Annotated in this window: 21 protein-coding genes; 11 read left to right on the top strand and 10 right to left on the bottom strand. The window is 70.9% G+C overall.

Going from position 1 to position 23092, the window contains the following annotated elements; all coding sequences use genetic code 11:
• The 4 genes from QFW96_RS29350 to QFW96_RS29335 form a co-directional block, all read left to right on the top strand.
• Window positions 1-2435 (top strand): ATP-binding protein (locus QFW96_RS29350; RefSeq protein ID WP_281458997.1); only part of this gene is annotated, 2435 nt, incomplete at its 5' end.
• Window positions 2436-2578: 143 nt separating this feature from the next.
• The gene (locus QFW96_RS29345; RefSeq protein WP_281458996.1) at window positions 2579-3775 is read left to right on the top strand and encodes a four-carbon acid sugar kinase family protein; all 1197 of its coding nucleotides are present in this window, start codon (window positions 2579-2581) and stop codon (window positions 3773-3775) included.
• Window positions 3772-4764, top strand: coding sequence for a 4-hydroxythreonine-4-phosphate dehydrogenase PdxA (gene pdxA, locus QFW96_RS29340; RefSeq protein ID WP_281458995.1), 993 nt, complete (start codon window positions 3772-3774; stop codon window positions 4762-4764). Before QFW96_RS29345 ends, pdxA begins: the two co-directional genes overlap by 4 nt.
• Window positions 4765-4787: 23 nt before the next feature.
• A complete protein-coding gene (locus QFW96_RS29335; RefSeq protein WP_281458994.1) occupies window positions 4788-5570 on the top strand; it encodes a DeoR/GlpR family DNA-binding transcription regulator in 783 nt (260 codons plus the stop codon).
• 156 nt (window positions 5571-5726) lie between these two features.
• Here QFW96_RS29335 and QFW96_RS29330 read toward each other — a convergent pair whose 3' ends face one another.
• The gene (locus QFW96_RS29330; protein ID WP_281458993.1) at window positions 5727-6671 is read right to left on the bottom strand and encodes a GlxA family transcriptional regulator; all 945 of its coding nucleotides are present in this window, start codon (window positions 6669-6671) and stop codon (window positions 5727-5729) included.
• A gap of 164 nt (window positions 6672-6835) precedes the next feature.
• Between QFW96_RS29330 and QFW96_RS29325 the strand changes: the two genes are divergently transcribed.
• On the top strand, window positions 6836-7498 hold the full coding sequence (locus tag QFW96_RS29325; RefSeq protein ID WP_343231415.1) for a DJ-1/PfpI family protein: 663 nt from the start codon (window positions 6836-6838) through the stop codon (window positions 7496-7498).
• A complete protein-coding gene (locus QFW96_RS29320; protein ID WP_281458992.1) occupies window positions 7495-7791 on the top strand; it encodes a hypothetical protein in 297 nt (98 codons plus the stop codon). Before QFW96_RS29325 ends, QFW96_RS29320 begins: the two co-directional genes overlap by 4 nt.
• Window positions 7792-7831: 40 nt before the next feature.
• Here the strand turns inward: QFW96_RS29320 and QFW96_RS29315 are convergent, their stop codons facing one another.
• The 4 genes from QFW96_RS29315 to QFW96_RS29300 all read right to left on the bottom strand — a co-directional run bounded on the left by QFW96_RS29315 (window position 7832) and on the right by QFW96_RS29300 (window position 11055).
• Entirely contained in the window at window positions 7832-8227 is a 396-nt protein-coding gene (locus tag QFW96_RS29315) for a thioesterase family protein (protein ID WP_281458991.1), read from the bottom strand.
• Window positions 8224-9183, bottom strand: coding sequence for a 3-hydroxyacyl-CoA dehydrogenase NAD-binding domain-containing protein (locus QFW96_RS29310; RefSeq protein WP_281458999.1), 960 nt, complete (start codon window positions 9181-9183; stop codon window positions 8224-8226). Before QFW96_RS29310 ends, QFW96_RS29315 begins: the two co-directional genes overlap by 4 nt.
• 16 nt (window positions 9184-9199) lie before the next feature.
• Window positions 9200-10087: a beta-keto acid cleavage family enzyme gene (locus QFW96_RS29305; protein ID WP_281458990.1), complete on the bottom strand. Its 888-nt coding sequence runs from the start codon at window positions 10085-10087 to the stop codon at window positions 9200-9202.
• Between the two features lie 107 nt (window positions 10088-10194).
• The gene (locus QFW96_RS29300) at window positions 10195-11055 is read right to left on the bottom strand and encodes a TetR/AcrR family transcriptional regulator (RefSeq protein WP_281458989.1); all 861 of its coding nucleotides are present in this window, start codon (window positions 11053-11055) and stop codon (window positions 10195-10197) included.
• Between the two features lie 315 nt (window positions 11056-11370).
• On the opposite strand from QFW96_RS29300, the gene QFW96_RS29295 reads away from it, so the two are divergent.
• The 5 genes from QFW96_RS29295 to QFW96_RS29275 all read left to right on the top strand — a co-directional run bounded on the left by QFW96_RS29295 (window position 11371) and on the right by QFW96_RS29275 (window position 17398).
• Window positions 11371-12960 (top strand): BCCT family transporter, encoded by a 1590-nt coding sequence (locus tag QFW96_RS29295; protein WP_343231416.1) that lies wholly within the window; start codon window positions 11371-11373, stop codon window positions 12958-12960.
• Between the two features lie 153 nt (window positions 12961-13113).
• A complete protein-coding gene (locus tag QFW96_RS29290) occupies window positions 13114-14469 on the top strand; it encodes an MFS transporter (protein WP_281458988.1) in 1356 nt (451 codons plus the stop codon).
• A gap of 99 nt (window positions 14470-14568) precedes the next feature.
• Window positions 14569-15339, top strand: coding sequence for an IclR family transcriptional regulator (locus QFW96_RS29285; RefSeq protein WP_281458987.1), 771 nt, complete (start codon window positions 14569-14571; stop codon window positions 15337-15339).
• Window positions 15336-16559: a CaiB/BaiF CoA transferase family protein gene (locus tag QFW96_RS29280; RefSeq protein ID WP_281458986.1), complete on the top strand. Its 1224-nt coding sequence runs from the start codon at window positions 15336-15338 to the stop codon at window positions 16557-16559. Before QFW96_RS29285 ends, QFW96_RS29280 begins: the two co-directional genes overlap by 4 nt.
• On the top strand, window positions 16556-17398 hold the full coding sequence (locus QFW96_RS29275; protein ID WP_281458985.1) for a citryl-CoA lyase: 843 nt from the start codon (window positions 16556-16558) through the stop codon (window positions 17396-17398). Before QFW96_RS29280 ends, QFW96_RS29275 begins: the two co-directional genes overlap by 4 nt.
• Before the next feature lie 155 nt (window positions 17399-17553).
• Here QFW96_RS29275 and QFW96_RS29270 read toward each other — a convergent pair whose 3' ends face one another.
• The 5 genes from QFW96_RS29270 to QFW96_RS29250 form a co-directional block, all read right to left on the bottom strand.
• A complete protein-coding gene (locus QFW96_RS29270; protein WP_281458984.1) occupies window positions 17554-18570 on the bottom strand; it encodes an NADP-dependent oxidoreductase in 1017 nt (338 codons plus the stop codon).
• Between the two features lie 112 nt (window positions 18571-18682).
• Window positions 18683-19354 (bottom strand): IclR family transcriptional regulator, encoded by a 672-nt coding sequence (locus QFW96_RS29265; protein WP_281458983.1) that lies wholly within the window; start codon window positions 19352-19354, stop codon window positions 18683-18685.
• A 44-nt stretch (window positions 19355-19398) separates the two neighbouring features.
• Window positions 19399-20757: a 2-hydroxycarboxylate transporter family protein gene (locus QFW96_RS29260; protein WP_281458982.1), complete on the bottom strand. Its 1359-nt coding sequence runs from the start codon at window positions 20755-20757 to the stop codon at window positions 19399-19401.
• Window positions 20758-20859: 102 nt separating this feature from the next.
• Window positions 20860-21723, bottom strand: coding sequence for a hydroxymethylglutaryl-CoA lyase (locus QFW96_RS29255; protein WP_281458981.1), 864 nt, complete (start codon window positions 21721-21723; stop codon window positions 20860-20862).
• A complete protein-coding gene (locus QFW96_RS29250) occupies window positions 21723-22958 on the bottom strand; it encodes a CaiB/BaiF CoA transferase family protein (protein WP_281458980.1) in 1236 nt (411 codons plus the stop codon). Before QFW96_RS29250 ends, QFW96_RS29255 begins: the two co-directional genes overlap by 1 nt.
• Between the last annotated feature and the right edge of the window lie 134 nt (window positions 22959-23092).

Below are 23092 nucleotides of genomic sequence, written 5' to 3'. Positions count from 1 at the left end.
CCGCCGAGGTGACGCGGGTGGCGCGGGAGGTCGGCACCGAGGGCAAGCTCGGCGGGCAGGCCGAGGTCGCCGACGTCTCCGGCACGTGGCAGCGGCTGACCGAGAGCGTCAACCGGCTCGCCGGCAACCTCACCACGCAGGTCCGGGCCATCGCCCAGGTCGCCACCGCGGTCACCGAGGGCGACCTGACTAGGCAGATCACCGTGGACGCCTCCGGTGAGGTCGCCGAGCTCAAGGACAACATCAACGCGATGATCAGCAACCTGAAGGAGACGACCCGGGCCAACCAGGAGCAGGACTGGCTCAAGACCAACCTGGCCCGGGTCTCGGCGCTGATGCAGGGGCAGCACGACCTCGACGCGCTCGCGCAGCTGATCATGTCTGAGCTGGCGCCGCTGGTGGCGGCCCAGCAAGGGGCGTTCTACCTGACGCGCACCGGCGACGACGGCCGCCGCTACCTGGAGCACACCGCCGGGTACGGCTGCCCGCCCGACAGCGATTCGCCGCAGCGGTTCGCCTTCGGCGAGTCGCTGGTAGGGCAGGCGGCCGTGGACCGCCGGTCGATCCTCGTCGACGACGCGCCGCCGGATTACATCCGGATCGGGTCCGGGCTCGGCGACAGCGCGCCGGCGCAGGTGGCGATCGTGCCGGTGCTGTTCGAGGGATCGGTGCTCGGCGTGCTCGAACTCGCCGGGATACACCCGTTCGGCGCGGCGCACCTGGACCTGCTGGACCGGCTCAAGGAGTCGATCGGCGTCGAGGTCAACACCATCGTGGTCAACAGCCGGACCGAGGCGCTGCTGGCCGAGTCCCAGCACCTGGCCAGCGAGCTGCAGGCCCGTTCCGAGCAGCTCCAGCACCAGCAGGACGAGCTGCAGCGCTCCAACACCGAGCTGGAGGAGAAGGCCACGCTGCTGGCCAGCCGCAACAACGACATCGAGCTCAAGAACATCGAGATCGAGCAGGCCCGCCAGGAGCTGGAGGAACGCGCCCGGCAGCTCTCGGACGCCTCCGCCTACAAGTCGGAGTTCCTGGCCAACATGTCCCACGAGCTGCGCACACCGCTCAACAGCGTGCTGATCCTGGCCAAGCTGCTGGCCGACAACATGGACGGCAACCTCACCCCGCAGCAGGTGGACCTGGCCCGGACCGTGCACCAGGCGGGCTCGGACCTGCTGCAGCTGATCAACGACGTGCTCGACCTGTCCAAGGTGGAGGCGGGGCAGATGCACCTGCTGCCGGAGGACGTCGAGATCGGCGAGGTGTCGCGGAGCCTGGACTCGATGTACCGGCCGGTGGCCGCCGAGAAGGGGCTGGACTTCAAGATCGTGGTCTCGCCGTCGTTGCCGCCGAGCGTGCGCACCGACCGCAGCCGGCTCGAGCAGATCGTGCGCAACCTGCTGTCCAACGCGGTGAAGTTCACCGATCGCGGCAGCGTCGAGCTGCGCATCCGGCCCGCCCAGCCGACCGAGGTCACCAGCGGATCCCTGCGGCGCGCCCGCCAGCGCGTGGTGTTCTCGGTGCGCGACACCGGCATCGGCATCCCGGCCGACAAGCTGTCGCTGATCTTCGAGGCGTTCCAGCAGGTCGACGGCACCACCGTGCGCAAGTACGGCGGCACCGGGCTCGGCCTGTCGATCAGCCGCGAGCTCACCGACCTGCTCGGCGGTGAGCTGCAGGTGCGCAGCGAACCCGGGCAGGGCAGCACGTTCAGCCTCTACCTGCCGACCGAGCCGATCGAGGAAGCTCCCGCGCGGGGTCCGGCACCGGCCGAGGTCGAAGGGGCCGCCACCGAGCCGGTGGACGCGGGAACGATGGACGCGGAAGCGGTCGACGCGCGAACGGTCGACGCGGAACCGGTTGACGCCGGACGGGTCGAGCCCCCGCCGCTGCCACGCGTTCCCACCGACGCCGAGACCAGCTTCGACGTCTCGGCCGAGGGCATCGATCCGCCGCTGCGCTCGACCGAGCTGATCAACCAGGACACCCAGCCGCACCTGCAGCGCTCCGCCCAGCCCGCCCAGCGCGGGTCGCTGCAGTTCCACTCCGAGAAGGTGCTGGTCGTCGACGACGACGAGCGCAGCGTGCAGGCCATGAAGGTGCTGCTGGAGCAGCACGGCCTGCAGGTCGTGCAGGCCGACAGCGCCCTGTCCGCGCTGACCGAGCTGCGCAAGCACGCCGACGTCGTGATCGTGCTGATGGACGTGATGATGCCGCAGCTGGACGGGAACGAGACCATCCGCATGATCCGGGAGATGCCGCGCTACCGGGATCTGACGATCATCGCCGTCACCGCCAAGGCGATGAAGGGCGATCGCGAGCAGAGCATCTCCGCCGGAGCCACCGAGTACCTCACCAAACCGGTCGACGCCGACCGCCTGCTCGACCTGCTCTCCGAACACCTACCTGCGGGAATGGGCGCCGAAGCGGACTGAACTCCGGGGGCGCGCAGCATGTTGCGCACTGTGCACTCACTGGAGAGGACTATTGCGCGGTTCGCGCAGTGATCTCTATGGTTGGACCAAGCCCGACGGGGGGTGCTCGTTGGGTGTTCCGGCGAGCAGAAGAGCAGGTGATCATGGGATCGCGAGTCCTGGTCGTAGCCGATGACCTCAGCGGTGCCGGTGATTCCGGAGTTCCCTTCGCATTGCGCGAAATGCGCACCCTGCTGGCGTTGGACGACACCGGCGACGCCGAAGTGTTCGTGGCCGACACCGACAGCAGGCACATCGAACCCGATCTCGCCGCCAAGCGCGTGCACGAGGCCCTCGACGGGCACGCGCAGGGGCGGGTGGTCTTCAAGAAGATCGACTCCACGCTGCGCGGCAACGTCGCCTCCGAGGTCGGCGCGATCGTCGAGCACGCCGGGGGAGCGGGGGTGCTGCTGTGCCCGGCATCGCCGGCGACCGGCCGCACCGTGCTCGGCGGAGTGGTGCACATCAACGGAATACCCTTGCACCACACGGGTGTGTGGAAGAACGAACCCGGAGAATCGCCGGTGGACATCGCGTCCGCGCTCGACGGGCTGAAAGTCCGCCACGTGGCGCTGGCTTCGGTGCGCGGCAGGCCCGCGCAGCTGCGCGAACGCGTCGCCCAGCTGCTCACCGAGGCCGAGGTGGTCATCTGCGATGCGGTGTCCGAGAGCGACCTGCGCGCCGTGGTCACCGCGGGCGCCGCGGCCGAGAACCCGCCGCACTGGGTCGGTGCCAACGGGCTGGCCGACGCGCTGGCCGAACTGCTGCGGCCGGGCTACGACATCGAACCGCCGCCGCCGGTCGACGGGCCGGTGCTGGCCGTGGTCGGCAGCGCCAACTGGGCCTCCCGCCAGCAGGCCGATCACCTCGCCGAGCGCTTCGGGCACACCCGGCGGCTCTCGGCGCGCACCCTCGTCGAGGCCGATCCGGCCGCGCTCGTGCGGCTGGCCGACCAGATCAACGACGCGCTGTGCGGGGGCGACGTGCTGGTCACCGTCGACGGGCCGGTGGAGGCCGGGCACGCGCGCCAGCTCACCGCCAGCCTGGCCGAGGTCTGCGCCCCGGCCGCGCAGAAAGCCGGACTGCTGGTGCTCACCGGCGGCGAGACCGCGCGGGCCGTGCTGACCCGGCGCGGCGTCAGCGGTCTGCGGCTGCTCAACGAGCTCGAACCCGGCGTGGTGCTGGGCCGCACCATCGAGAAGCAGCCCGGCTACGTCATCACCAAGGCCGGTGCGTTCGGCGCGCCGGACACCCTGCACCGCGCGGTCTCCGCGGTGCGCTGCGGAAGGGCCGTCGCGTGACCCTTCCCGCCATCGCCGTCACGATGGGCGACGCCGCCGGTGTCGGGCCCGAGGTGGTCGTGCGCGCGCTCGCCGAACCCGAGCTGCGCGGCCTGGCCCGGCCGGTGGTGATCGGCGACGCGGCGCGGCTGGCCCGCGCCGCCGAGATCTGCGGCGTCGACGTGCGGATCAAACCGGTCGCCGAGCCCGCCGAGGCTTCCGGCGACCCGGGCGTGATCGACGTGCTCGACGTCGGCGGCATCCCGCCGGGCCTGCCGTTCGGCGAGCGGTCGGAGATCGCGGGGGAGGGCGCCTACCGGTACGTGGCCCGGGCGGCGGAGCTGGCGCTGGCCGGGCAGGTGCAGGCGATCTGCACCGCGCCGCTGAACAAGGCGGCGCTGCACGCCGCCGGGCACCGCTATCCCGGGCACACCGAACTGCTCGCCGAGCTGTGCGGGGTGCCGGAGGTGTCGATGATGCTGTCCACCGGTCAGGTGCGGGTCATCCACGTGACCACGCACATCGGGCTCGTCGACGCCATCGAGCGGATCGATCCCGGCCTGGTCGAGCGCACCGTGCGGCGCGGGCACCGGACGATGGTCGACGCCGGGATCGCCGCGCCGCGCATCGCGGTGTGCGGGATCAACCCGCACGCCGGGGAGAACGGCCTGTTCGGGCGCGGCGAGGAGGAGTCGAAGATCGACCCGGCTTTGGAGATCTGCCGCGCCGACGGCATCGACGCCCAGGGTCCGCTGCCCGCCGACACGGTGTTCTTCCGGGCCGGGCGAGGCGATTTCGACCTGGTCGTGGCGATGTACCACGACCAGGGCCACGGCCCGGTGAAGATCCTCGGCCTGGAGGCCGGGGTGAACATCACGGTGGGCCTGCCGGTCATCCGGACCTCGGTCGACCACGGCACGGCCTTCGACATCGCCGGTACCGGCCGGGCCGAGGCGGGCAGCATGATCGAGGCGCTGCGCCAGGCGTCGGCACTGGCCGGAAAGCCTTGATCCGGTTCTGGGAGGATCGCGGCGTGAGCGCGGAAGTCGAAGGACGCCTCTCGGCAGGGCAGCGCCGGGCGTTGATAGAGCGGTTGGTGACCGAGCAGGGCGCGGTCCAGGTCGAGGAGCTGGCGGCGTCGCTGGCCGTCACGCCCTCGACGATCCGGCGCGACCTGCAGCTGCTGACCGACCAGGGCAAGCTCGCGCGCACCTACGGCGGGGCGATGCCCGCCAGCAGCGCCGAGCCCTCGCTGGGGCAGCGCTCCGCGCTGGCCTCGGCGGAGAAGGACCGCATCGCCGAGTGGGCGGCCGGGCAGGTCTCCATCGGGGACACGGTGATCCTCGACGCGGGGACCACGACCGGCAAGCTCGCCCACCACCTGCGCGACCGCTCCGGGCTGACGGTGGTCACCAACAGCGTCATGGCGCTGACCGAGCTGGTCGACGCCGATCCGGTGCAGGTGGTGTCGCTGGCCGGGGAGCTGCGGCACATCAGCCAGGGCTTCGTCGGTCCGCTGGCCGAGCTGACGCTGTCGCGGCTGACCGCCGACAAGGCGTTCCTCGGCGCCGACGGGCTGGACTCCCGGTACGGCATCTGCGAGGCGAGCCTGCTGCAGACCCGTCTCAAGGAGCAGATGATCGCCCAGTCCCGCGAGGTCTTCATCCTCGCCGACAGCAGCAAGCTCGGCGCCATGCCGTTCAACGCCTGGGCCCCGCTGCCGTCGCGCTGGACGCTGGTCACCGACACCAACGCGGGCGAAACCGACCTCGCCCCGTTCCGCTGCCTCCCCGAGGTCACCATCATCACCGTCTGACCCCACCCCAGGTGCAACGCCGGCTGATCCGGGCGCACCGGTGGTGATCGTGGTGGGCAGGGGACGGTTTTTCCTCGAATCACCCATGATCAATGTCCGTTGTGTCCGGACAGTTCTCACTAGAACTGTCCGCTGCCCTGCGCTCTTCCGCGCTGCTCAGCCGCCGTTGCGGAAAGTGGTTCTGTAGGTGCGGGGGTTGACGCCGGCGAGGCGGCGGAAGTGGGTTCGGAAGGTGTTGGGGCTGGCGAAACCGACGCGGTCGGAGATGGTTTCCACCGCGTGATCAGTGGTTTCGAGGAGCTCCTGGGCGTGGCGGACCCGGACTCGGGTGAGCCATTCGACGGGGCTCTGGCCGGTTTCGGCGTGGAAGCGCCGGTGCAGGCTGCGGGTGCTCATCCGGCCCGCGGTGGCCAGGTCGGCGAGGGTGAGGGGCTCGTGGGCGTGCTCCTCGATCCAGCCCAGCAGCGGTTCGAGAGTCGCGGGCGCCAGGTCCGGCGGGTTGTGGACGATGAACTGGGCTTGGCCGCCGTCGCGGTGCAGCGGGGCCACCGCCAGGCGTGCGGCATCGGCCGCGACGGCGGTGCCGTGATCGCGGCGGATCATGTGCAGGCACAGGTCGAGTCCGGCTGAGGCGCCCGCCGAGGTCAGGACCGGGCCGTCGTCGACGTAGAGGACCTGCGGATCGACGTCGACCCGCGGGTACCGCTGCGCCAGGAGGTCCGAGGCGGCCCAGTGCGTGGTGGCGGGGCGGCCGTCGAGCAGTCCCGCTTCGGCGAGGGTGAAGGCGCCGACGCAGATCGAGGCGACCCGCGTCCCGGCCGCCGCCGCGACGCGCAGGGATTCCAGCGCGTCCGGCGGCGTCGGCACGGTGATGTCGTGGCGCCCGGGCACGACGATCGTGTCCGCGCGGGCGAGCTCGTCGAGACCGTGATCGGTGGCGATGCGGATCGGCCCGGCCTCCAGCAGTGGCTCGGTGCCGCACACGACGACGCGGTAGGCGGCGCGCCCGTCGGGCATCCTGGCCCGGCGGAACACCTCGATCGGCGTGGCCAGATCGAAGGCGATCGTGTCCGGCAGCGCGAGCGCGGCGACGGTGTGCATGAGCCGACTGTAGCCACAACATCCCAGTTCACGGTCCTGCCGCAGGACGGTGGCGAGATCCGGGTGAAGGTTGGCGTTAAGACGGTGGTGGGCGCGGTCGAGCCGACCCGACGATGGTGCCGACCCCGGCGAGAGCGCCGGAACGAGCCCGAGGAGCCCCGCTGATGCCCCTGTCCGCCCAGGTCGTGCTGTTCGACGGGTTCGACCCGCTCGACGCGATCGCTCCGTTCGAGGTCCTCGCCGCTGGCGGTGACGAGGCCGGCGACGGCCTGCACATCGAGTTCGTCTCCGCCGAAGGACCCCGGCGAGTCGTGTCGGGAACCCGCGGCATGGCCCTGGAAGCCACCGCCTCCCTCGACCCGGACCTGCCCGGATTCGTCGTCGTGCCGGGCGCTTCCGGCCCGATCGACGGCGACCCCGACAACGGCGTGGACACGATTCCCGTGCTGCTCAACAGGTTCAGCACCAGCGCGGCCGCCCCGCTGCTCGCCCGCGCGCTGGCCAACCCGGAGGTGACCGTGGCGACCGTGTGCGGCGGGTCGCTGGCGCTGGCCATGGCCGGACTCCTCGAAGGCCGCCACGCGGTCACGCACGCGCTCGGCATGGACCTGCTCGACGCCACCGGGGTCCACGCCGTGCACGCCCGCGTCGTCGACGACGGTGACCTCGTCTCGTCCGGCTCGGTGACCTCCGGGCTGGACCTCGGCCTGCACCTGCTGCAACGCCGGTACGGCTCGCACGTCGCCCACGCCGTCGAAGAGCTCTTCGCCCACGAGCGCCGCGGAACCGCGTGGCTGTCGCCGAACGCCGAACGGGAGCACGCATGATCACCGGGATCTGGGACGTCGAGCTCAAGACGCCGATCGGCACCCTCGCCGCGACCTACGAGTTCACCGGAACCGCGGATGGTTTCACCGGAACCGCCACGTCCCGGGACGAAACCGTCGCGCTCGTGGACGTCGTCGTCGACGGCCAGCGCGTCACCTGGCGGCAGTCGGTGACCCGGCCGCTGCGCCTGGACCTCGACTTCGACGTCATCGTCACCGGCGACGAGCTCACCGGTCACTCCCGCGCGGGACGCCTGCCCCGCACGGCGGTCACCGGAACCCGGCGGGCCTGAAGTGGTGCGCCCGGTGCTGAGAACGACACCGGGCGCACCCTCAGCTGTCCAGCTGCGCGGCGATGTGGTCGGGGAAGGGCACCGAACGACCCTGCGCGCTGTCGACGTGCAGAGCGACGATCTCCTCGGTGGCGACCACGGTGCCGTCCACGATCATCTCGTGGGCGATCCGCAGCTTCTTCGCGCCGCGCTCGACGATGCTGGTCCGCACCAGCATCTCGGCGTCCGGACCGACCTCGCGCAGGTACTTGACGTGCGCCTCGACGGTGTAGAGCGAACACCCGGACGCGGTGCGGTAGGCCTCGTCCATGCCGGTGCGCTCCATGAGCGCGTCGGTGGCGAAGCCGAACACCAGCACGTAGTAGGCCTCGCTGAGGTGGCCGTTGTAGTCGATCCACTCCGGCCGGACCTTCTGCCGGAACTCGCCTTCGCTCATCGCGTCCCCCGGACCTGCTGCATCGCGCGCATGACGGCGATGACCGCCTGGTCCCGCTCGGCGACGAGCTCCGGGATGGGCCGGCCGCCGGACGCCTCCTCGCAGCCGTCGACCATGCGGTCGCGCAGCTCGCCGGTCAGTTCCGGTGCTTCCAGGCGGGTCCACGGCGCCTTCAGCGACGGGCCGAAGTGGTCGAGCATGTGCGCCATGCCGCCCTCACCACCGGCGAGGTGGAAGGTCAGGCACGGGCCGAACAGCGGCCAGCGCAGCCCCGGTCCCTCGGTGATGGAGGCGTCGATCTGCTCCACCGTCGCTTCGCCGTTGGCGACCATGTGCAGCGCCTCGCGCCAGATCGCCTCCTGCAGCCGGTTGGCGATGAACCCGGGGACCTCGCGGTCCATCGTGATCACCGACTTGCCCGCGACCTCGAAGAACTCCGAGGCCCAGCGCACCGCCCAGTCCTCGGTGCTCTCGCCGCCGACGACCTCGACCAGCGGGATGAGGTAGGGCGGGTTGAACGGGTGGCCGACGACCAGGCGCTGCGGGGTGGGGCAGCGGTCCTGCATCTCGGTCATGGTGAAGCCCGAGGTGGACGAGCTGATCACCACACCGGCCGGGGTGGCGGCGTCGATCCGGGCGAGAAGGTCGCGCTTGAGGTCCAGGTCCTCGGGAGCGCTCTCCTGCACGAACTCCGCTCCGGCGACGGCGTTCTCGAGGGTGTCGACGACGGTGAGGTTGTCGCGGGACGCGCCCTCGGCGAGACCCAGCTCGGTCAGGGCGGGCCAGGCGAGCTCGACCAGCCGGTGCAGCTTCTCGGCCGCGTCGTCGGCCGGGTCCCAGGCGGTGACCCGGTAGCCGCGCGCCAGGAAGTGCGCGACCCAGCCGCCGCCGATGACACCGGCGCCGATGCAGGCGACGTGGCCGACCTCGGCCGGAGCGATCGTGGACTGGCTCATCGGGGATGGGGTCATGTCAGGACCTCCGCTTCAGGCCGAGCTTCTCGCGCGCCTGGTCCGGCGTGGCGACGTTGGCGCCCAGCGCTTCGACGATCGTCACCGCGCGCTCCACCAGCTGGGCGTTGGTGGCCTTCACACCGCGGCTGAGGTAGAGGTTGTCCTCCAGCCCGACGCGGACCTGGCCGCCGAGGATCGCCGACTGCGCGACCCAGGGCATCTGGTTGCGGCCGATGGCGAAGCTGGCCCAGTTCGCGCCCTCCGGCAGCATGTTCACCATCGCCTGCAGCACGCCCGGGTCGACGGGTGCGCCGTAGGGGATGCCCATGCACAGCTGGAACAGCGGCGGGGCGTCGATGAGGCCTTCCTCGATCATCTTCGTGGCGAACCACAGCTGACCGGTGTCGAAGATCTCCAGCTCCGGCTTCACGCCGAGCTCCTGGATGCGCTTGGCGCCGGCGCGCAGCATGTCGGGGGTGGAGATGTAGAGCTGGCTGCCCTCGCCGAAGTTCAGCGAACCGCAGTCCATCGTGCAGATGTCCGGCAGCAGCTCCTCGACGTGCGGCAGCCGCTCCAGGCCGTTGACCAGGTCGGTTCCGTCGACCGGCTTGAGCGGGTCGTCGGGGTCGATGAACAGGTCGCCGCCCATGCCCGCGGTGAGGTTGATGACGACGTCCACACCGGACTCGCGGATCCGCCGCACCGTCTCCCGGTACAGCGCGACGTCGCGAGAACCCTTGCCGTCGTCGATGTTCCGCACGTGGATGTGCACGACGGCAGCCCCGGCGTTGGCGGCTTCCACGGCCGAGCGGGCGATCTGCTCCGGGGTCACCGGCACGTGCTCGCTCTTGCCGACGGTGTCACCGGCGCCGGTGAGCGCCGCGGTGATGATCACTTCGTTGTTCAACGCGATTCCTTTCTCGAACCACCAGGTTTTCCAGGGGTTTTCCGGGCAGCGCGCAGCGCGCCGGACACGGGCGTGCCGACGACTGCGGGAATTCGGGTGAGTGCGGGTCAGTGCTGGACGATGTCGCGGTTGACGTAGTCGTGCAGGACCTGGCGCATGCGCTCGACGGAGCGGCCGGGTCGGTCGGTGAGGACCTGGATGCCGAGGCCGTCGATGAGCGCTGTCAGCGACAGGGCGAGGTCCTCGGGGTCGGCGTCGGCGACGAACACGCCCTGCTGCTGGCCCTCGCGGATGGTGCGGGCGATGGTGTCGTGCCAGCGGGTGTAGGAATCCGAGTGCAGCACACCCATCTTCGGGTTGCGGGCGCTCTCGTTCCACACCTGCAACCAGATGGACCACTCCAGCCGCAGCAGCCCGGGTTTGGGCAGCTGGAGCTCGACGAGCCGGAGCAGGCGGTCGTGGGCGTCGTCGATGCTGTGCAGCTCGGCGACCTGCCGGTCGAAGGCCTGGCGCACCGAGTGCCGGAGCGCTTCGGTGAGCAGGTCGTCGCGACCGGGGAAGTGGTAGTGGATGGTGGCCGCGCTGACCCCGCACTCCTGGGCGACGTCGGAGACGCGCACGGAGTGGTACCCGCGTTCGGCGATGAGGTGCCAGGCGGCGTCGAGGATCTGCTGGTGCCGTCCGGCTTCCTGCGCGTCGGCGGTGCGGGAGAGCGCGGCGGAGCGCTGCGGAACGGCGGCGACCGTTTCGGCCTCGTCGCTGCCGTTGATCAGCCAGTTGACCGTGACGTTGCCGGTCTCGGCGATGCGGGTGAGCTCGGCGGGGGTGAACCGCCGGGTGCCGGCCAGGGACTTGGACAGCTTGGTGGCGTCCAGGCCGATCTGCTCGGCGAACGCCCGCTGGCTGCCCGGGTGCCCTCGCAGCACCTCGCGCACTCGGTCGCGCAGCGCCGACTCCGTGTCCTCCACGACTCACACGCTAACAGTGCATTGCGACTATCGCAACGGTCGGGGTTCATCGCAACGCTGCATCGACGCCTGCGGCCGCCGGTTGCGGGCAAAGGAAAGCCAATTACCTGCGCAGATGCAGATTGGGTCTTGACGATCCGCGAGGGCAGCTTCAAGGTGTACGCCATTGCGCAACTGACTCATCAGTAGAATCGCAACGCAGTTCGGCTCCGCTGCCCGCCCGCGGCAACGCCGCGGACCGCTCCGGCGCGGACGCCGACGAGACGCTGCACGGCCGGTGCGAGCCGGCCCCGACACTGTGGAGGTGCTTCCGTCATCCCTGCGACAGGCGGAAAAGTTCGAATCGACAGACGGATCTTCGGTTTCTCGGTGCTGCTCGTGGCCCTCATCTGCGTTCCGGTGATGATCGCCCCGGAACGCGGTCAGCAGGCCCTCGACGCGCTGCTCGGCGTGCTCACCGGGAAGTTCGGATGGGTGTATCTCTGGTTCGCCGCCGCGGTCGCGGCCTTCCTCGGGTGGCTGGCGTTCAGCCGCTACGGCCGGGTGAAGTTCGGCGGACGCGACGACAAGCCAGAGTTCGCCACGCACAGCTGGCTGGCCATGATCTTCACCTCCGGCATCGGGGGCGGGATCATCTACTGGGGCGTCATCGAGTGGTCCTACTACTACGTCGAACCGCCGATGCACATCCAGCCCCGCAGCACCGAGGCCGCCGACTGGGCCGCGGCCTACCCGCTGTTCCACTGGGGTTTCACCGCGTGGGGCCTGTTCTGCTTACCGGCGCTGGCCCTGGCCTACGTCTACCACGTGCGCAAGCAGCGCACCCTGCGGCTCAGCGACGCCTGCCGCGGGGTCATCGGTGACCGGGCCGACGGCTGGCTGGGCCGGCTCATCGACGTGCTGTTCATCTTCGGTCTGATCGGTGCCGCGGGAACTTCGCTGGGCCTGGAGGTCCCGCTGGTGTCCGAGGGCATCGCCGCGATGACCCCGCTGGAGAAGGGCACGCCGCTCGACATCGGCATCGTCGTGGTGTGGACGGCGCTGTTCGGGGTGAGCGTGTTCCTGGGCATGCAGAAGGGCCTCAAGCGCCTCGCCGACGTCAACGTGTGGCTGGCGCTCGTGCTCGGCGTGTTCATCCTGGTCGTGGGCCCGACGGTGTTCCTCATCGACACGTTCACCCAGAGCTTCGGCATCCTGCTGCAGAACTTCGTCGAGATGAGCTTCTACACCGACCCGGTGGGCCGGTCGGGCTTCGAGGAGACCTGGACGATCTTCTACTGGGGCTGGTGGATCGCCTACGCCCCGTTCGTCGGCCTGTTCACCGCGAAGATCTCCAAGGGGCGCACGGTCCGGGGCATGATCGGCGCGATGTGCCTGGCCGGCAGTGCCGGGTGCTGGCTGGCGTTCATGCTGCTGGGCAACACGTCGCTGTGGATGGAGATCAACAAGATCGTCCCGGTGGCCGACATCGTGCAGGACCAGGGCGACACGGCCGGCATCATCGCCACCCTCGCCCACCTGCCCTTCGGCTCGTTCGCGGTGGTGGCGTTCCTGCTGCTGATGGTGGTCTTCCTGGCGACGACCCTGGACTCCTCGGCCTACACGATGGCCGCCACGGCGTCGAAGGACCTGCCGCAGGACGCCGAACCGGCCCGCTGGCACCGCGTCTTCTGGGCGATCGTCCTCGCCGCGGTCTCGGTGATCCTGATGTACACCGGCGGCCTGGAAGCCCTGCAAACCCTGTCCATCATCACGGCCTTCCCGCTCATCTTCGTCCTCGTCCTCGTCGCCATCTCCCTCGCGAGATGGCTCCGGGAGGACTTCGGCACCAACAACCCCCAACCCCCGCTGGTGGCCGACCAGCAGCGCGAAGAGGGAACCGAGAAGGAACCCGTGACGACCTGACCCCATCCCGCCGAATCGGGGCCGACTCCTGCGCGGAGTCGGCCCCGATTCGTCTCCGGGTCTTGTCAGGCCCGGGGGCGCACCGTACTCTCCGTCCGCCTAATGACACAGTCGTACCACCAGGCGGTACGATCAGGTGACAAGGGAGTCGCTATGGGTGCACCGAGCAGACGCGGGTCTGCGTTCCAGCCGCGGGTTTTCGCGGCCGGGGTCCTCGGCACGACCGTCGAGTGGTACGACTTCGCGTTGTACGCGACCGCGGCGTCGCTGGTGTTCAACAAGTTGTACTTCCCCGGTGGGGATCCGCTGGTCGGCACGATCGCCGCCTTCGGGACGTTCGCCATCGGGTTCCTCGGGCGACCGCTCGGCGGCGCCTACTTCGGCGAGCTGGGAGACCGCAAGGGGCGCAAGCACGTCCTGGTGATCACGCTGCTGCTGATGGGCGTCGCGACCACCGCGATCGGTCTGCTGCCGACCTACGCGTCGATCGGGTTCGCCGCACCGCTGCTGCTGACCGTGCTGCGCTTCGTGCAGGGCTTCGCCGCGGGCGGGGAGAAGACCGGCGCGCTGGTGCTGATGTTCGAGAACGCGCCCACCCGCTCCCGGGGGTTGCAGGCCAGCCTGCCGGCCATCGGCACCGGCGCCGGTTCGCTGCTGTCCACGGGTGCGATGGCGCTGGCGTCCTCCACCCTGTCCGAGCAGGCCTTCCTCGACTGGGGCTGGCGCGTTCCGTTCCTGATCAGCGCGGTGCTGACGCTGTTCGGGCTCTGGGTGCGCCGGTCGCTGGAGGAGCCCGAGGAGTTCAAGCGGGAGCAGCGGCGTCAGGCAGCTGAAGGCGAAGGTCGGCACGTCGCGCGGCGCCCGTGGCGGGAGCGGTTGGCGCAGAGCCGCTTCGTGGAGTCCTGGCGCAAGTACCCCAAGGAGATGCTCATCGTCATCTGCGCGGGTGCGGCCGAGAACTGCGGGTACTACGTGTTCGGCACGTTCTCCGTCGCCTACGCCGAGGACGCGGGGCTGTCGACCGGGCCGGTGCTGACCGGCGTCATGTTCGTCTCGGCGGTCAAGCTCGTCTCGGTCCCGCTGTTCGGGGCGCTGTCGGACCGGTGGGGCCGCCGACCGGTGAGCATCCTGGGTGCGCTGGTCATGGCGGTCGCCTGCTACCCGTTCTTCCTCATGGTCGACACCGAGATCGCGTGGCTGGTGTGGCTGGCGCTGCTGATCACCCTCGGCATCGGGCAGTCGGCGGTGCTGGGTTCGCAGCCGGCGTTCTTCGCGGAGCTGTTCAGCACCAAGGTGCGCTTCACCGCGGTCGGGGTCGCCAACAACATCGGCACCGTGCTCACCGGTGGGTTGGCCCCGGTGCTGGCGAGCGCGCTGCTGCTGTGGTTCGACCACAACATCATCGGAGTCGTGATCTTCCTGCTGGCGACGTGCGCGATCACGGTAGTCACCGTCGCCGTGGCGCGGGAGACCCGCGAGACCGAGGGGTCCGAGCCGGTGAACGCGTAATTCGAGTGCCATCTGTCGGTACCGAGGTACCGACAGATGGCACTAACCGGGTAGGGTTGGGGGAGACGTGCTCGGCCGAAAACCTCTGGGAGGACGCAGATGCCGCAGAGTTCGAGCGAGAGCGGTGACGGTGTTCGCAGCGTGCTGCGGGCGTTGGACCTGCTGGCGCTCTTCGACGAGAACCACCGCTCGCGCACCGCGCGGGAGCTGATCGACGCCACGGGACTGCCCAAGTCCACGGTCGTGCGGCTGGTGTCGACCCTGGAGCAGCGGGGTCTGCTGTGGACTCGCGGCGACGGCCGCCTGGCGCCGGGCGCGGGCATGCTGCGCTGGGCGCAGCTGGCCCACGACGCCTGGCAGCTCCCGCCCGAAGCGGTGGAGTGCCTGCGCCGGTTGTCCACCGAGTCCGGCGGCGAGTCGTCCCGGATCTACGTCCGGCAAGGCGTCAACCGCCTCTGCGTCGCCCAGCACGAGGGAACCCAGCAGTTGCGGCACGTCGTGCGCATCGGCGAGGCCATGCCGCTGTGGGCCGGTGCGTCCGGGCACGCGCTGCTGATCGGCGCCGCCCCGGAAGCGGTGCGCGGCGTGGCAGCGGCGGCCGGACGGGGAACCGAGTTCGAGGCGGAGTTCGCCGAGCGCGTGCGCCGGGCCGAGGAGCAGGGCTGGGCCGTCAGCCACGGCGAACGCGAGGACGGTGTCTCCGCCGTCGCCGCCCCGGTCACCGACTCGGCCGGGCGAGTCGTCGCCGCTGTCGGGCTCGGCGGACCCACCAGCCGGTTCACCCAGGACCGGGTGAGCGAGTTCCTGCCCGTCCTGGTCCACGCGGCGGAGCAGTTGTCCAAGCTGAACTTCATCGGAGGTCGTTCGTGAGCCCACGTCCCTCGGGACCCGGGAACCTGCTGGAAGGCGTCCGGGTCCTGGACCTGACCAACGTGCTGGCCGGCCCGTTCGCGGCCTACCAGCTGGGCAACCTGGGGGCCGACGTCGTCAAGGTCGAGATCCCCGGTGCCGGTGATCTCGCCCGCCAGCTGGGCGCCGATCCGGGGCTGAACCAGGAGCGGCTCGGCGCGTCGTTCCTCGCGCAGAACGCGGGCAAGCGCTCGCTGACGGTCAACCTGAAGTCCCCGCGCGGACGCGAGGTGCTGCTGCGCAGCGCCGCCGAGGCCGACGTGCTCGTCGAGAACTTCCGGCCGGGCGTGCTGGACCGGCTCGGCGTGGGATGGGAACGCCTGCGGGAGGCCAATCCTCGCCTGGTCTACTGCGCGATCTCCGGTTTCGGGCAGGAAGGGCCGCTGCGCGACAGGCCCGCCTACGACCAGATCGTCCAGGGGCTGTCCGGGATGATGAGCGTGACCGGCACCGCCGAGTCCGGTCCGCTGCGCGCCGGGTACCCGGTGGCCGACACGCTCGGCGGGATGGCCGCGGCGTTCTCCATCGCCGCCGCGCTGGTCCAGCGCGACCGCACCGGCGAGGGCGTGCACCTGGACGTGTCGATGCTGGAATCGGCGATGACGGCGATGGGCTGGGTGGTGTCCAACCAGCTGATCGCCGGGCAGGAGCCGAAGCGCGTCGGCAACGACAACTTCACCGCCGCCCCGTCCGGCACCTTCAGCACCGGGGACGGACTGCTCAACATCGCCGCCAACGAGCAGCGCCAGTTCGCCGCCCTGTGCCGCGTGGTCGAGCGCCCCGAACTGGCCGCCGACCCGCGCTTCGCCGAGCGCGGGGACCGCAAGGCCCACCGCCAGGAGCTCACCGACGAACTGGAGAAGGCGCTGGCGGCGCGCTCGGCGAAGGAATGGGAACCCGCGCTCGCCGAGGCCGGGGTTCCGGCCGCCTGCGTGCTCACCGTGCCCGAGGCGCTCGGCAACGAGCAGGTCGCCGCCCGGAACTTCATCCACGACCTGCCGTTCCCGGAGCACCCGGACCGCGGGCTGCGCGTGCTCGGCAGCCCCGTGCGCGTGGCCGGGGAAGCGGCCGGTCCCGCGACCCCGCCGCCGACCCTGGGCGAGCACACCGACGAACTGCTGGCCGAACTCGGTTACAGCGCCGAGGAGATCACCTCGCTGCGCGAGGGAGGAGCGGTATGAGCACCCCCGCCTTCAGCACCACCCAGGAGTACGAGGACGCGGTCACGGGGTGGTGGCGAACCGGCGTCAGCCGCATCCGGCCGGGTGAGATCCTGCTGCGCGGATACCCCGTCGAGCAGCTCATCGGCGAGGTGTCCTTCGTGGACACGATCTGGCTGATGCTGCGCGGTGACCTGCCCGAGCTCGGTCAGCGCCGGTTGCTGGAGGCGGCGCTGGTCTCGGCGGTCGACCACGGACCGCAAGCGCCGTCCATCGCGGCAGCCCGGATGTCCGCCACCTGCGGGGTCGGCCTCAACAACGCCGTGGCCACCGGCGTCAACCTACTCGGCGACGTCCACGGGGGAGCGGGGCAGCAGTGCATGGAACTGCTGGCAGAGCTGGGCGAAACCGGTGCGGACCTCGACGAGGCCGCCGAGAAGGTCGTGGCCGATCACCGGGCGTCGGGCGCGCGCATCCCCGGCTTCGGTCACCGGTTCCACCCGCGCGACCCGCGCCGGGACCCGTTGGTGAGCATGGTCGAGCAGGCCGTGGCCGACGGGGACGTGCCGGGCTGGGCGTTGCGCGCGGGCACGGCCCTGGAACGCGCGCTCGCCCGAGGCCGCAGCCGCCCGGTCCCGATGAACATCGACGGCGCCACCGCCATCGTCTACAGCGAGCTCGGGTTCCCACCGGAACTCGGACGCGGCCTGTTCGTCCTCGCCCGCAGCGTCGGCGTCCTCTCCCACGCCTGGGAGGAGAAGTCCTCCGGAACCCGCATCAAGGGCCCCATCCCACGACCCCTCCTCCCGGACTACAACGGCCCCGAACCCCGCGACCTCCGCGGCGGAGGCTCGGCCTGATCGTGGGTGGGGAAGTTTTCATGAAAACTTCCCCACCCACGATCACGGTGCTGCGCGGGCTCGGCGGAGGCTGAGGCACCCACACGCTCGATGCCGAGCGCTTCGTTCACTGGTGTTCCGTCGGCGACCAGGACGGTTTCTCGTCGGTCAGTGAACTAGGGGGCCTCGGGGAGTGCGATGAGCTGCTTGCCCAGGTTCGTCCCGTCGAAGAGACCTTGCAGCGCGGCCGGGGCGCGGTGCAGTCCGGTGGTGATGGTCTCGTTCCACACGAGCTTCCCGTCGGCGACCCAACCGGCGAGCTCCCGGAGGGCGGACGGGAAATCGGCGACGTGGTCGAAGAAGACGAAACCCTCCATGCGCGCGCGGCGGAACGCCAGCTGCATGTAGTTCGCGGGACCGCGCCCGTAACCTGCGGCGGTGTAGCCGGAGGAGATCGAACCGCACAGCGCGACGCGCGCGCCGAGGGCGAGGTTGTCGAGGGCTGTCTCCAGCAGCGGTCCTCCGACGTTGTCGAAGACCGCCGACAACCCCGAGGGGGCGAAGGTGCGCAGCGCCGCGTGGACGTCGTCGTGGTAGTTCACGCAGTCGAAACCCGCCACGTCGGTCACCCAGCGCACCTTCTCCGCGGTGCCTGCGGTGCCGATGACCCGCGCACCCCTCAACCGGGCGATCTGGCCGGCCAACGAGCCGACACCTCCGGCCGCCCCGGTGACCAGAACCGCCTCGCCGCCGGAGAGGCCCAGCACGCGGGTGATCCCGATGTGGGCGGTCAACCCGTTGGTGCCGAACACCGACAGCATGTGCTTGGGCTCGATGCCCGGCGGCACCGGGTTGACCCCGAAGATCCCTTCGCCGCGCGCGATCGCGTACTCCTGCCAGCCGAGGTCGCCGTACACCCACTGCCCCTCCGGCAGCCGGGGATCTCGGGACTCCAGAACCTGACCGACGCCGCTGCCGCGCATGACCGCGCTGACCGCGACCGGGTCGGTGTAGGTCGCGTCCGGGTTGAGCCACGTGCGCTGGGTGGCGTCGATGCCGAGCCAGCGGACACCGATCAGGGCCTCGCCATCGGCGAGAGCGGGCACCGGTTCCGTGCGCAGGGCGAAGGTGTCGGCGTCGATGCGGTGCGCGGGTCGTGCCCGCAGGACGACCTGGCGATTCTGCCTCGGCACTTGCCCCCCAGCTCTCAGCGGCCCGACCGGCCGCGAGGTGCCGATCTCAGGGGAAGACTAGCTTCGGGCGCAACCGGATATCGGATGAGATCCGGTTGCCCGAGTCGCGTTGTCAGGCGTTGCGGAGGGAGTCCGAGAGTTGGGCCGCGGCGGAGACGATCAGGTCGCCGTAGGCGGCTCCGGGGCCGGATTCGTCGACTCGGATCACCGGCGCGGAGAGGCAGAGGGCGGCGACCATCTCCCCGGTGGGGTGTTGGATCGGGGCGCTGACCGAGCACAGGCCGGGGGTTCGGCGCGAGACGCTCTCCACCCAGCCCTGCGCGGGGGTGGGTTCGGTGAGGACGCGGGCTGCCGAGCCCCCTGCCGCGAGCGGCAGGAGCGTGCCGACGGGCACCGAGGCCCGCAGTTCCGCGGGGGAGTCGACGCTGGCCAGGCACAGGCGGTGCTCGCCTCGGCGGACCCAGATCTGCGCGGTCTCACCGGTCTTCTGACGCAGGTCGGTGAGGACGGGCTTGCCGAACTGCTCCAGCGACGGCATCGAGAAGCGGGCGCCGAGGCGGAGCCCGCCGTCGTCGTCCCTGCTGAGCAGGGAGTGCGCGAGCATCGATCCGACCAGCCGGTGCGCGGTCGGGACCGACAGGCCCAGGTGGCGGGCGAGTTCGGAGGCGGTCATGCGGCGGAGCTCGACGGCGTCGAGGACGGCGACGACGCGGTCCAGGACCCCGACGCCGGTCGAGCGGATGACCGGGCTCGGTTCGGCTCCGGCGAGTGGATCGGTCGGCACCGTCCCAGGGTAGGTCCGATCCCCGGCTCGTCCTCCGCTGGTCGTCATGTCAGCGACAGCAGGGGTGCGAGCAGGGACGTCGCGAAGAGCACGACCGCGCCGCCGAGCCGGTTGGTCAGAGCCGCGAAGGGCATCAGGTGCATCCGGTCGGCCGCCGAGAGCACGGCGACGTCGCCGCTGCCGCCGGTGTCGGCCATGACGAGCCCCGGGGTGATCGCGGCCTCGACGAAGTAGAACCGCACGAGCCAGCCCAGGACGCCGGAGGTCAGCGTCGCGCTGAGCACCGTCGCCGCGGTCAGGACCAGGAAAAGCGGACTGCTGAGCGCGGTGAGGACGTCGCCGATGTCGATGTAGGTGAGGCTGACCGCGACCAGCAGCGCTGGCACGAACAGGGTGGTGGCCATCGCGCCCCAGTTGGTGCTGGCCTCCTCCAGGTGGTGGGGCAGCAGACCGGCGATCTTGACGATCGCGGCGGCGATGATCGTCCAGGCGTAGGGGTGGAGGAACGGCAGCAGGCCGCCCATGAGCTCGCCGAACACGAACAGCAGCCCGGCGATGAGCAGGCCCTGGCCGAGGGCGGCGTAGGTGGCGCTGTCGCGGGTGGGGGCGGTGTCGATGGTGATGTCGCGGCGCTGGACGCGCATCAGCTGGCCGCGGCCGTCGAAGCCGACGAACAACTGCTTCTCGCGTCGTCCGAGTCCGTTGTAGACGCCGGCGATGGCGATGCAGAGGATGTTGGCGACCACCACCGCCGACATCAGCTGGCCCATGAAGGAATCCGGGCTGCCACCGGTCGCCCCGGCGTACATCTCCGACATCGGCACCGCACCGATCCCCAGGCCACCGGCCATGATCGGTGCTGCGACGAGCAGAACGCCCTGCGCGAAGCCGAATCCCAGCAGGGCGCCGAGCGCCCCGGTGATCACGAACGTCAGCGCCAGACAACCCAGCAGCGGGACGGCGAAGCGCGGACCGGCCTTGAGCAGCAGCGCTCGCGGCATGCCCAGGACGCTGCCGGCGATGATGGTGATGACCAGGAAGTCCAGGAACCCGCCGTCCTCCACGAACCCGGCGACGACCTCCGCCGCGACCTGCGGGAACACGCCCGCGAACAGCAGGATCGCGGGAACGAACGTGCACAGGACGGTGGGCAGGCCGTAGTCGCGCAGCACCGGGACCTGCTTGCCGACCCACATCAGCAGACCGCCGACGAGCATCGTGACGGCGAACCCGGACAGCAGCGAGGTCGGCAGGTGGTCGGTCAGCGCGGCGGCGAGCAGGATCGCGGCACCGGCCAGGTGGACCAGCGGGGGAAGGCCGGCCAGCTCCGGTCCGCGGAGCAGGACCGGGGTGGGAGCGGAGATCGGTCTGGACTGGGGTTCGCTGCTGGGGATGGTGGACATCGTTGTCTCCCAAGGGAACCGGCCGCCGTTGGCCGGTCGGAGGTGTCACGGAACGCCTGCGGCTCGCAGGAGGGGTGGTGCGCCGCCCGGGGGCGGCCGGGTTCAGGACGTCGGGCTGCCTCGGTGCAGCGCGTCCTCCACGACCGCCACCGCGTCGGCGAGCAGGGACGCGTCGATTCCGGTGGCGACCCCGCGTCGGTGCAGGTGCTCGACGAGGGTTTCGGTGGCGATGTTGCCGTGCGCCCCCGGCGCGAACGGGCACCCGCCGTAACCGCCCGCCGCGGCGTCGAAGCGGGTGATGCCCAGGTCCAGGGCGAGATCGACGGTGCGCAGGGCCTGGCCCAGGGCGTTGTGCAGGTGCAGTCCGATCGTGGCCTCAGGCAGGGCGTCCCGGACCGCCCCGACCGACCGCCCGACGTGCTGGGGGTCGGCGGTGCCGAGCGTGTCGGCCAGACCGAGCCGGGTGATGCCGATGTCGGCGTAGGCGGTGGCGACCTCGGTGAGCCGCTGCGGGGTGACCTCCCCGTCGAAGGGGCAGACGAACGCGGTGGCCACCCCGCCGGTGAAGCGCACGTGCGGGTTGTCCTCGACCACCTCGGCGAGGTCGGCCAGGGCCTCCCGCACGCCGCGTCCCGCGTTGGCGCGGCTGTGCCCCTCGGCTGCGGAGACGACCAGGCACACCTCGGGCACCCCGGCTGCCACCGCTCGATCCACGCCGCGCCGGTTGAGCGCCAGCGCGCTCCACCGAACGCCGGGCGGGTGCGGCAATCCGGCGACGAGCTCCTCGGCGCCGGACATCTGAGGCACCCGGGCCGGGTTGACGAACGACGCGGCCTCGACGCGGGTGATCCCGGCGGCCACCAGGGCGTCGGCGATCCGCAGCCGATCGGGCACCGACACCACCGCGGGCTCGTCCTGCAGCCCGTCGCGCATCACGACGTCGGTGATCTGCACGTCCCGGCTCATCACAGGACACCTCGCTCGCGCAGGTCGGCGACCTGGGAGGCGGTCAGGCCGAGCACCTCGTGGAGGACGTCGTCGGTGTGCTGGCCCAGCTCGGGCCCGGCCCAGCGCACGTCCCCGGGAGCGCCGGGGACCTGCGGGACGACTCCGGGGAAGCGGATCTCCTCGGGCTCGGTCTCGACGGAGACCTTGAGCGGTCGCAGCATGCCGCGCTCGGCGAAGTGCGGGTCGTCGGCGATGGCGGCGGCGTCGTAGACCGGTCCGATCGGAACGCCCGCAGCGCTGAGCACGTCGACCGATTCGGGTGCGGTGCGGCGGGTGGTCCAGTCGGTGATCGCGGCGTCGAGCTCGGTCTCGCGGGCGTGCCGGGCGTCGCCGTCGGCCAGCGAGGGGTCTTCGGCGAGGTCGGTGCGGCCGATGGCGGTCATCAGCCTGGTGAACGCTCCGCTGGAGTTGCCCGCGATCATCACCGACTGCCCGTCGGAGGTGGGGTAGACGCCGCTGGGCACGACGCCGGGCAGGTTGCCCGCGGTCCGCCGGCGGACCATGCCGTAGGCGTCCATGTCGGGCACGAGCGACTCCATCGCCATGAACACGGCTTCGTAGAGCGCCACGTCCGCGACCCGGGGGCCGTCGTGCGGGCGGCCGGTGGCGCGGGCCAGCAGCAGCATCAACGCGCTGATCGCGCCGTAGAGACCGGCCAGGGCGTCGCCGATCGGTGCGGCCGGGCGCACCGGCGGCCGATCGGCGTGCCCGGTGACCTGGCGGAGGCCGGCGAACGCCTCGGCGACCCCGCCGAAACCGGCGCGGTCCCGGTATGGCCCGGTCTGGCCGTACCCGGAGATGCGCACCAGCACGACCTCGGGGTTGGCGGCGTTGAGCTCGTCGGGGCCGAGGCCCCAGCGCTCCAGCGTCCCGGGCCGGAAGTTCTCGATGACGACGTCGGATTCGCGGACCAGGTCGAGGACGAGGTCGCGGCCTTCGGCGGTGCGCAGGTCGAGGGTGAGGGACTTCTTGTTGCGGGCGATGGTGCGGAACATCATCGAGGTGGCACCGCGACCGCGCCGCCACCCGCGCAGCTCATCACCGGTGCCGGGGCGTTCGATCTTGATGACCTCCGCGCCGAAGTCGGCGAAGATCCGGCTCGCGAACGGCGCGGCGATGAAGTTGCCGAGCTCCAGAACGCGGAACCCGGTGAGCGGAGGGTCGGCCTGCGGTGGGACATCCGTAGGGGGCATCGCGCACTCCCTGTATTCTCATTAAATGAGCAACGCTGCTCAACGTAGGAGAACGTTAGGCTGTGCGAACGGGCGCTCGCAAGATGTCTGCGAAAGTCTTTCGCCAGAAGGATTCTCGAAATTCGAGAGCCCTG

It is taken from the genome of Saccharopolyspora ipomoeae, assembly GCF_029952525.1.
Taxonomy (GTDB): domain Bacteria; phylum Actinomycetota; class Actinomycetes; order Mycobacteriales; family Pseudonocardiaceae; genus Saccharopolyspora; species Saccharopolyspora ipomoeae.
This window is presented reverse-complemented; position numbering and strand designations above follow the sequence as displayed.

Bases quoted from the DNA above. Each gene is read 5' to 3' on its own strand.
- QFW96_RS29345 (WP_281458996.1), top strand. From the start codon at position 2,579: ATGGGATCGCGAGTCCTGGTCGTAGCCGATGACCTCAGCGGTGCCGGT.
- QFW96_RS29330 (WP_281458993.1), bottom strand. From the start codon at position 6,671: ATGCACACCGTCGCCGCGCTCGCGCTGCCGGACACGATCGCCTTCGAT.
- QFW96_RS29325 (WP_343231415.1), top strand. From the start codon at position 6,836: ATGCCCCTGTCCGCCCAGGTCGTGCTGTTCGACGGGTTCGACCCGCTC.
- QFW96_RS29320 (WP_281458992.1), top strand. From the start codon at position 7,495: ATGATCACCGGGATCTGGGACGTCGAGCTCAAGACGCCGATCGGCACC.
- QFW96_RS29315 (WP_281458991.1), bottom strand. From the start codon at position 8,227: ATGAGCGAAGGCGAGTTCCGGCAGAAGGTCCGGCCGGAGTGGATCGAC.
- QFW96_RS29310 (WP_281458999.1), bottom strand. From the start codon at position 9,183: ATGAGCCAGTCCACGATCGCTCCGGCCGAGGTCGGCCACGTCGCCTGC.
- QFW96_RS29290 (WP_281458988.1), top strand. From the start codon at position 13,114: ATGGGTGCACCGAGCAGACGCGGGTCTGCGTTCCAGCCGCGGGTTTTC.
- QFW96_RS29285 (WP_281458987.1), top strand. From the start codon at position 14,569: ATGCCGCAGAGTTCGAGCGAGAGCGGTGACGGTGTTCGCAGCGTGCTG.
- QFW96_RS29275 (WP_281458985.1), top strand. From the start codon at position 16,556: ATGAGCACCCCCGCCTTCAGCACCACCCAGGAGTACGAGGACGCGGTC.
- QFW96_RS29260 (WP_281458982.1), bottom strand. From the start codon at position 20,757: ATGTCCACCATCCCCAGCAGCGAACCCCAGTCCAGACCGATCTCCGCT.
- QFW96_RS29255 (WP_281458981.1), bottom strand. From the start codon at position 21,723: ATGAGCCGGGACGTGCAGATCACCGACGTCGTGATGCGCGACGGGCTG.
- QFW96_RS29250 (WP_281458980.1), bottom strand. From the start codon at position 22,958: ATGCCCCCTACGGATGTCCCACCGCAGGCCGACCCTCCGCTCACCGGG.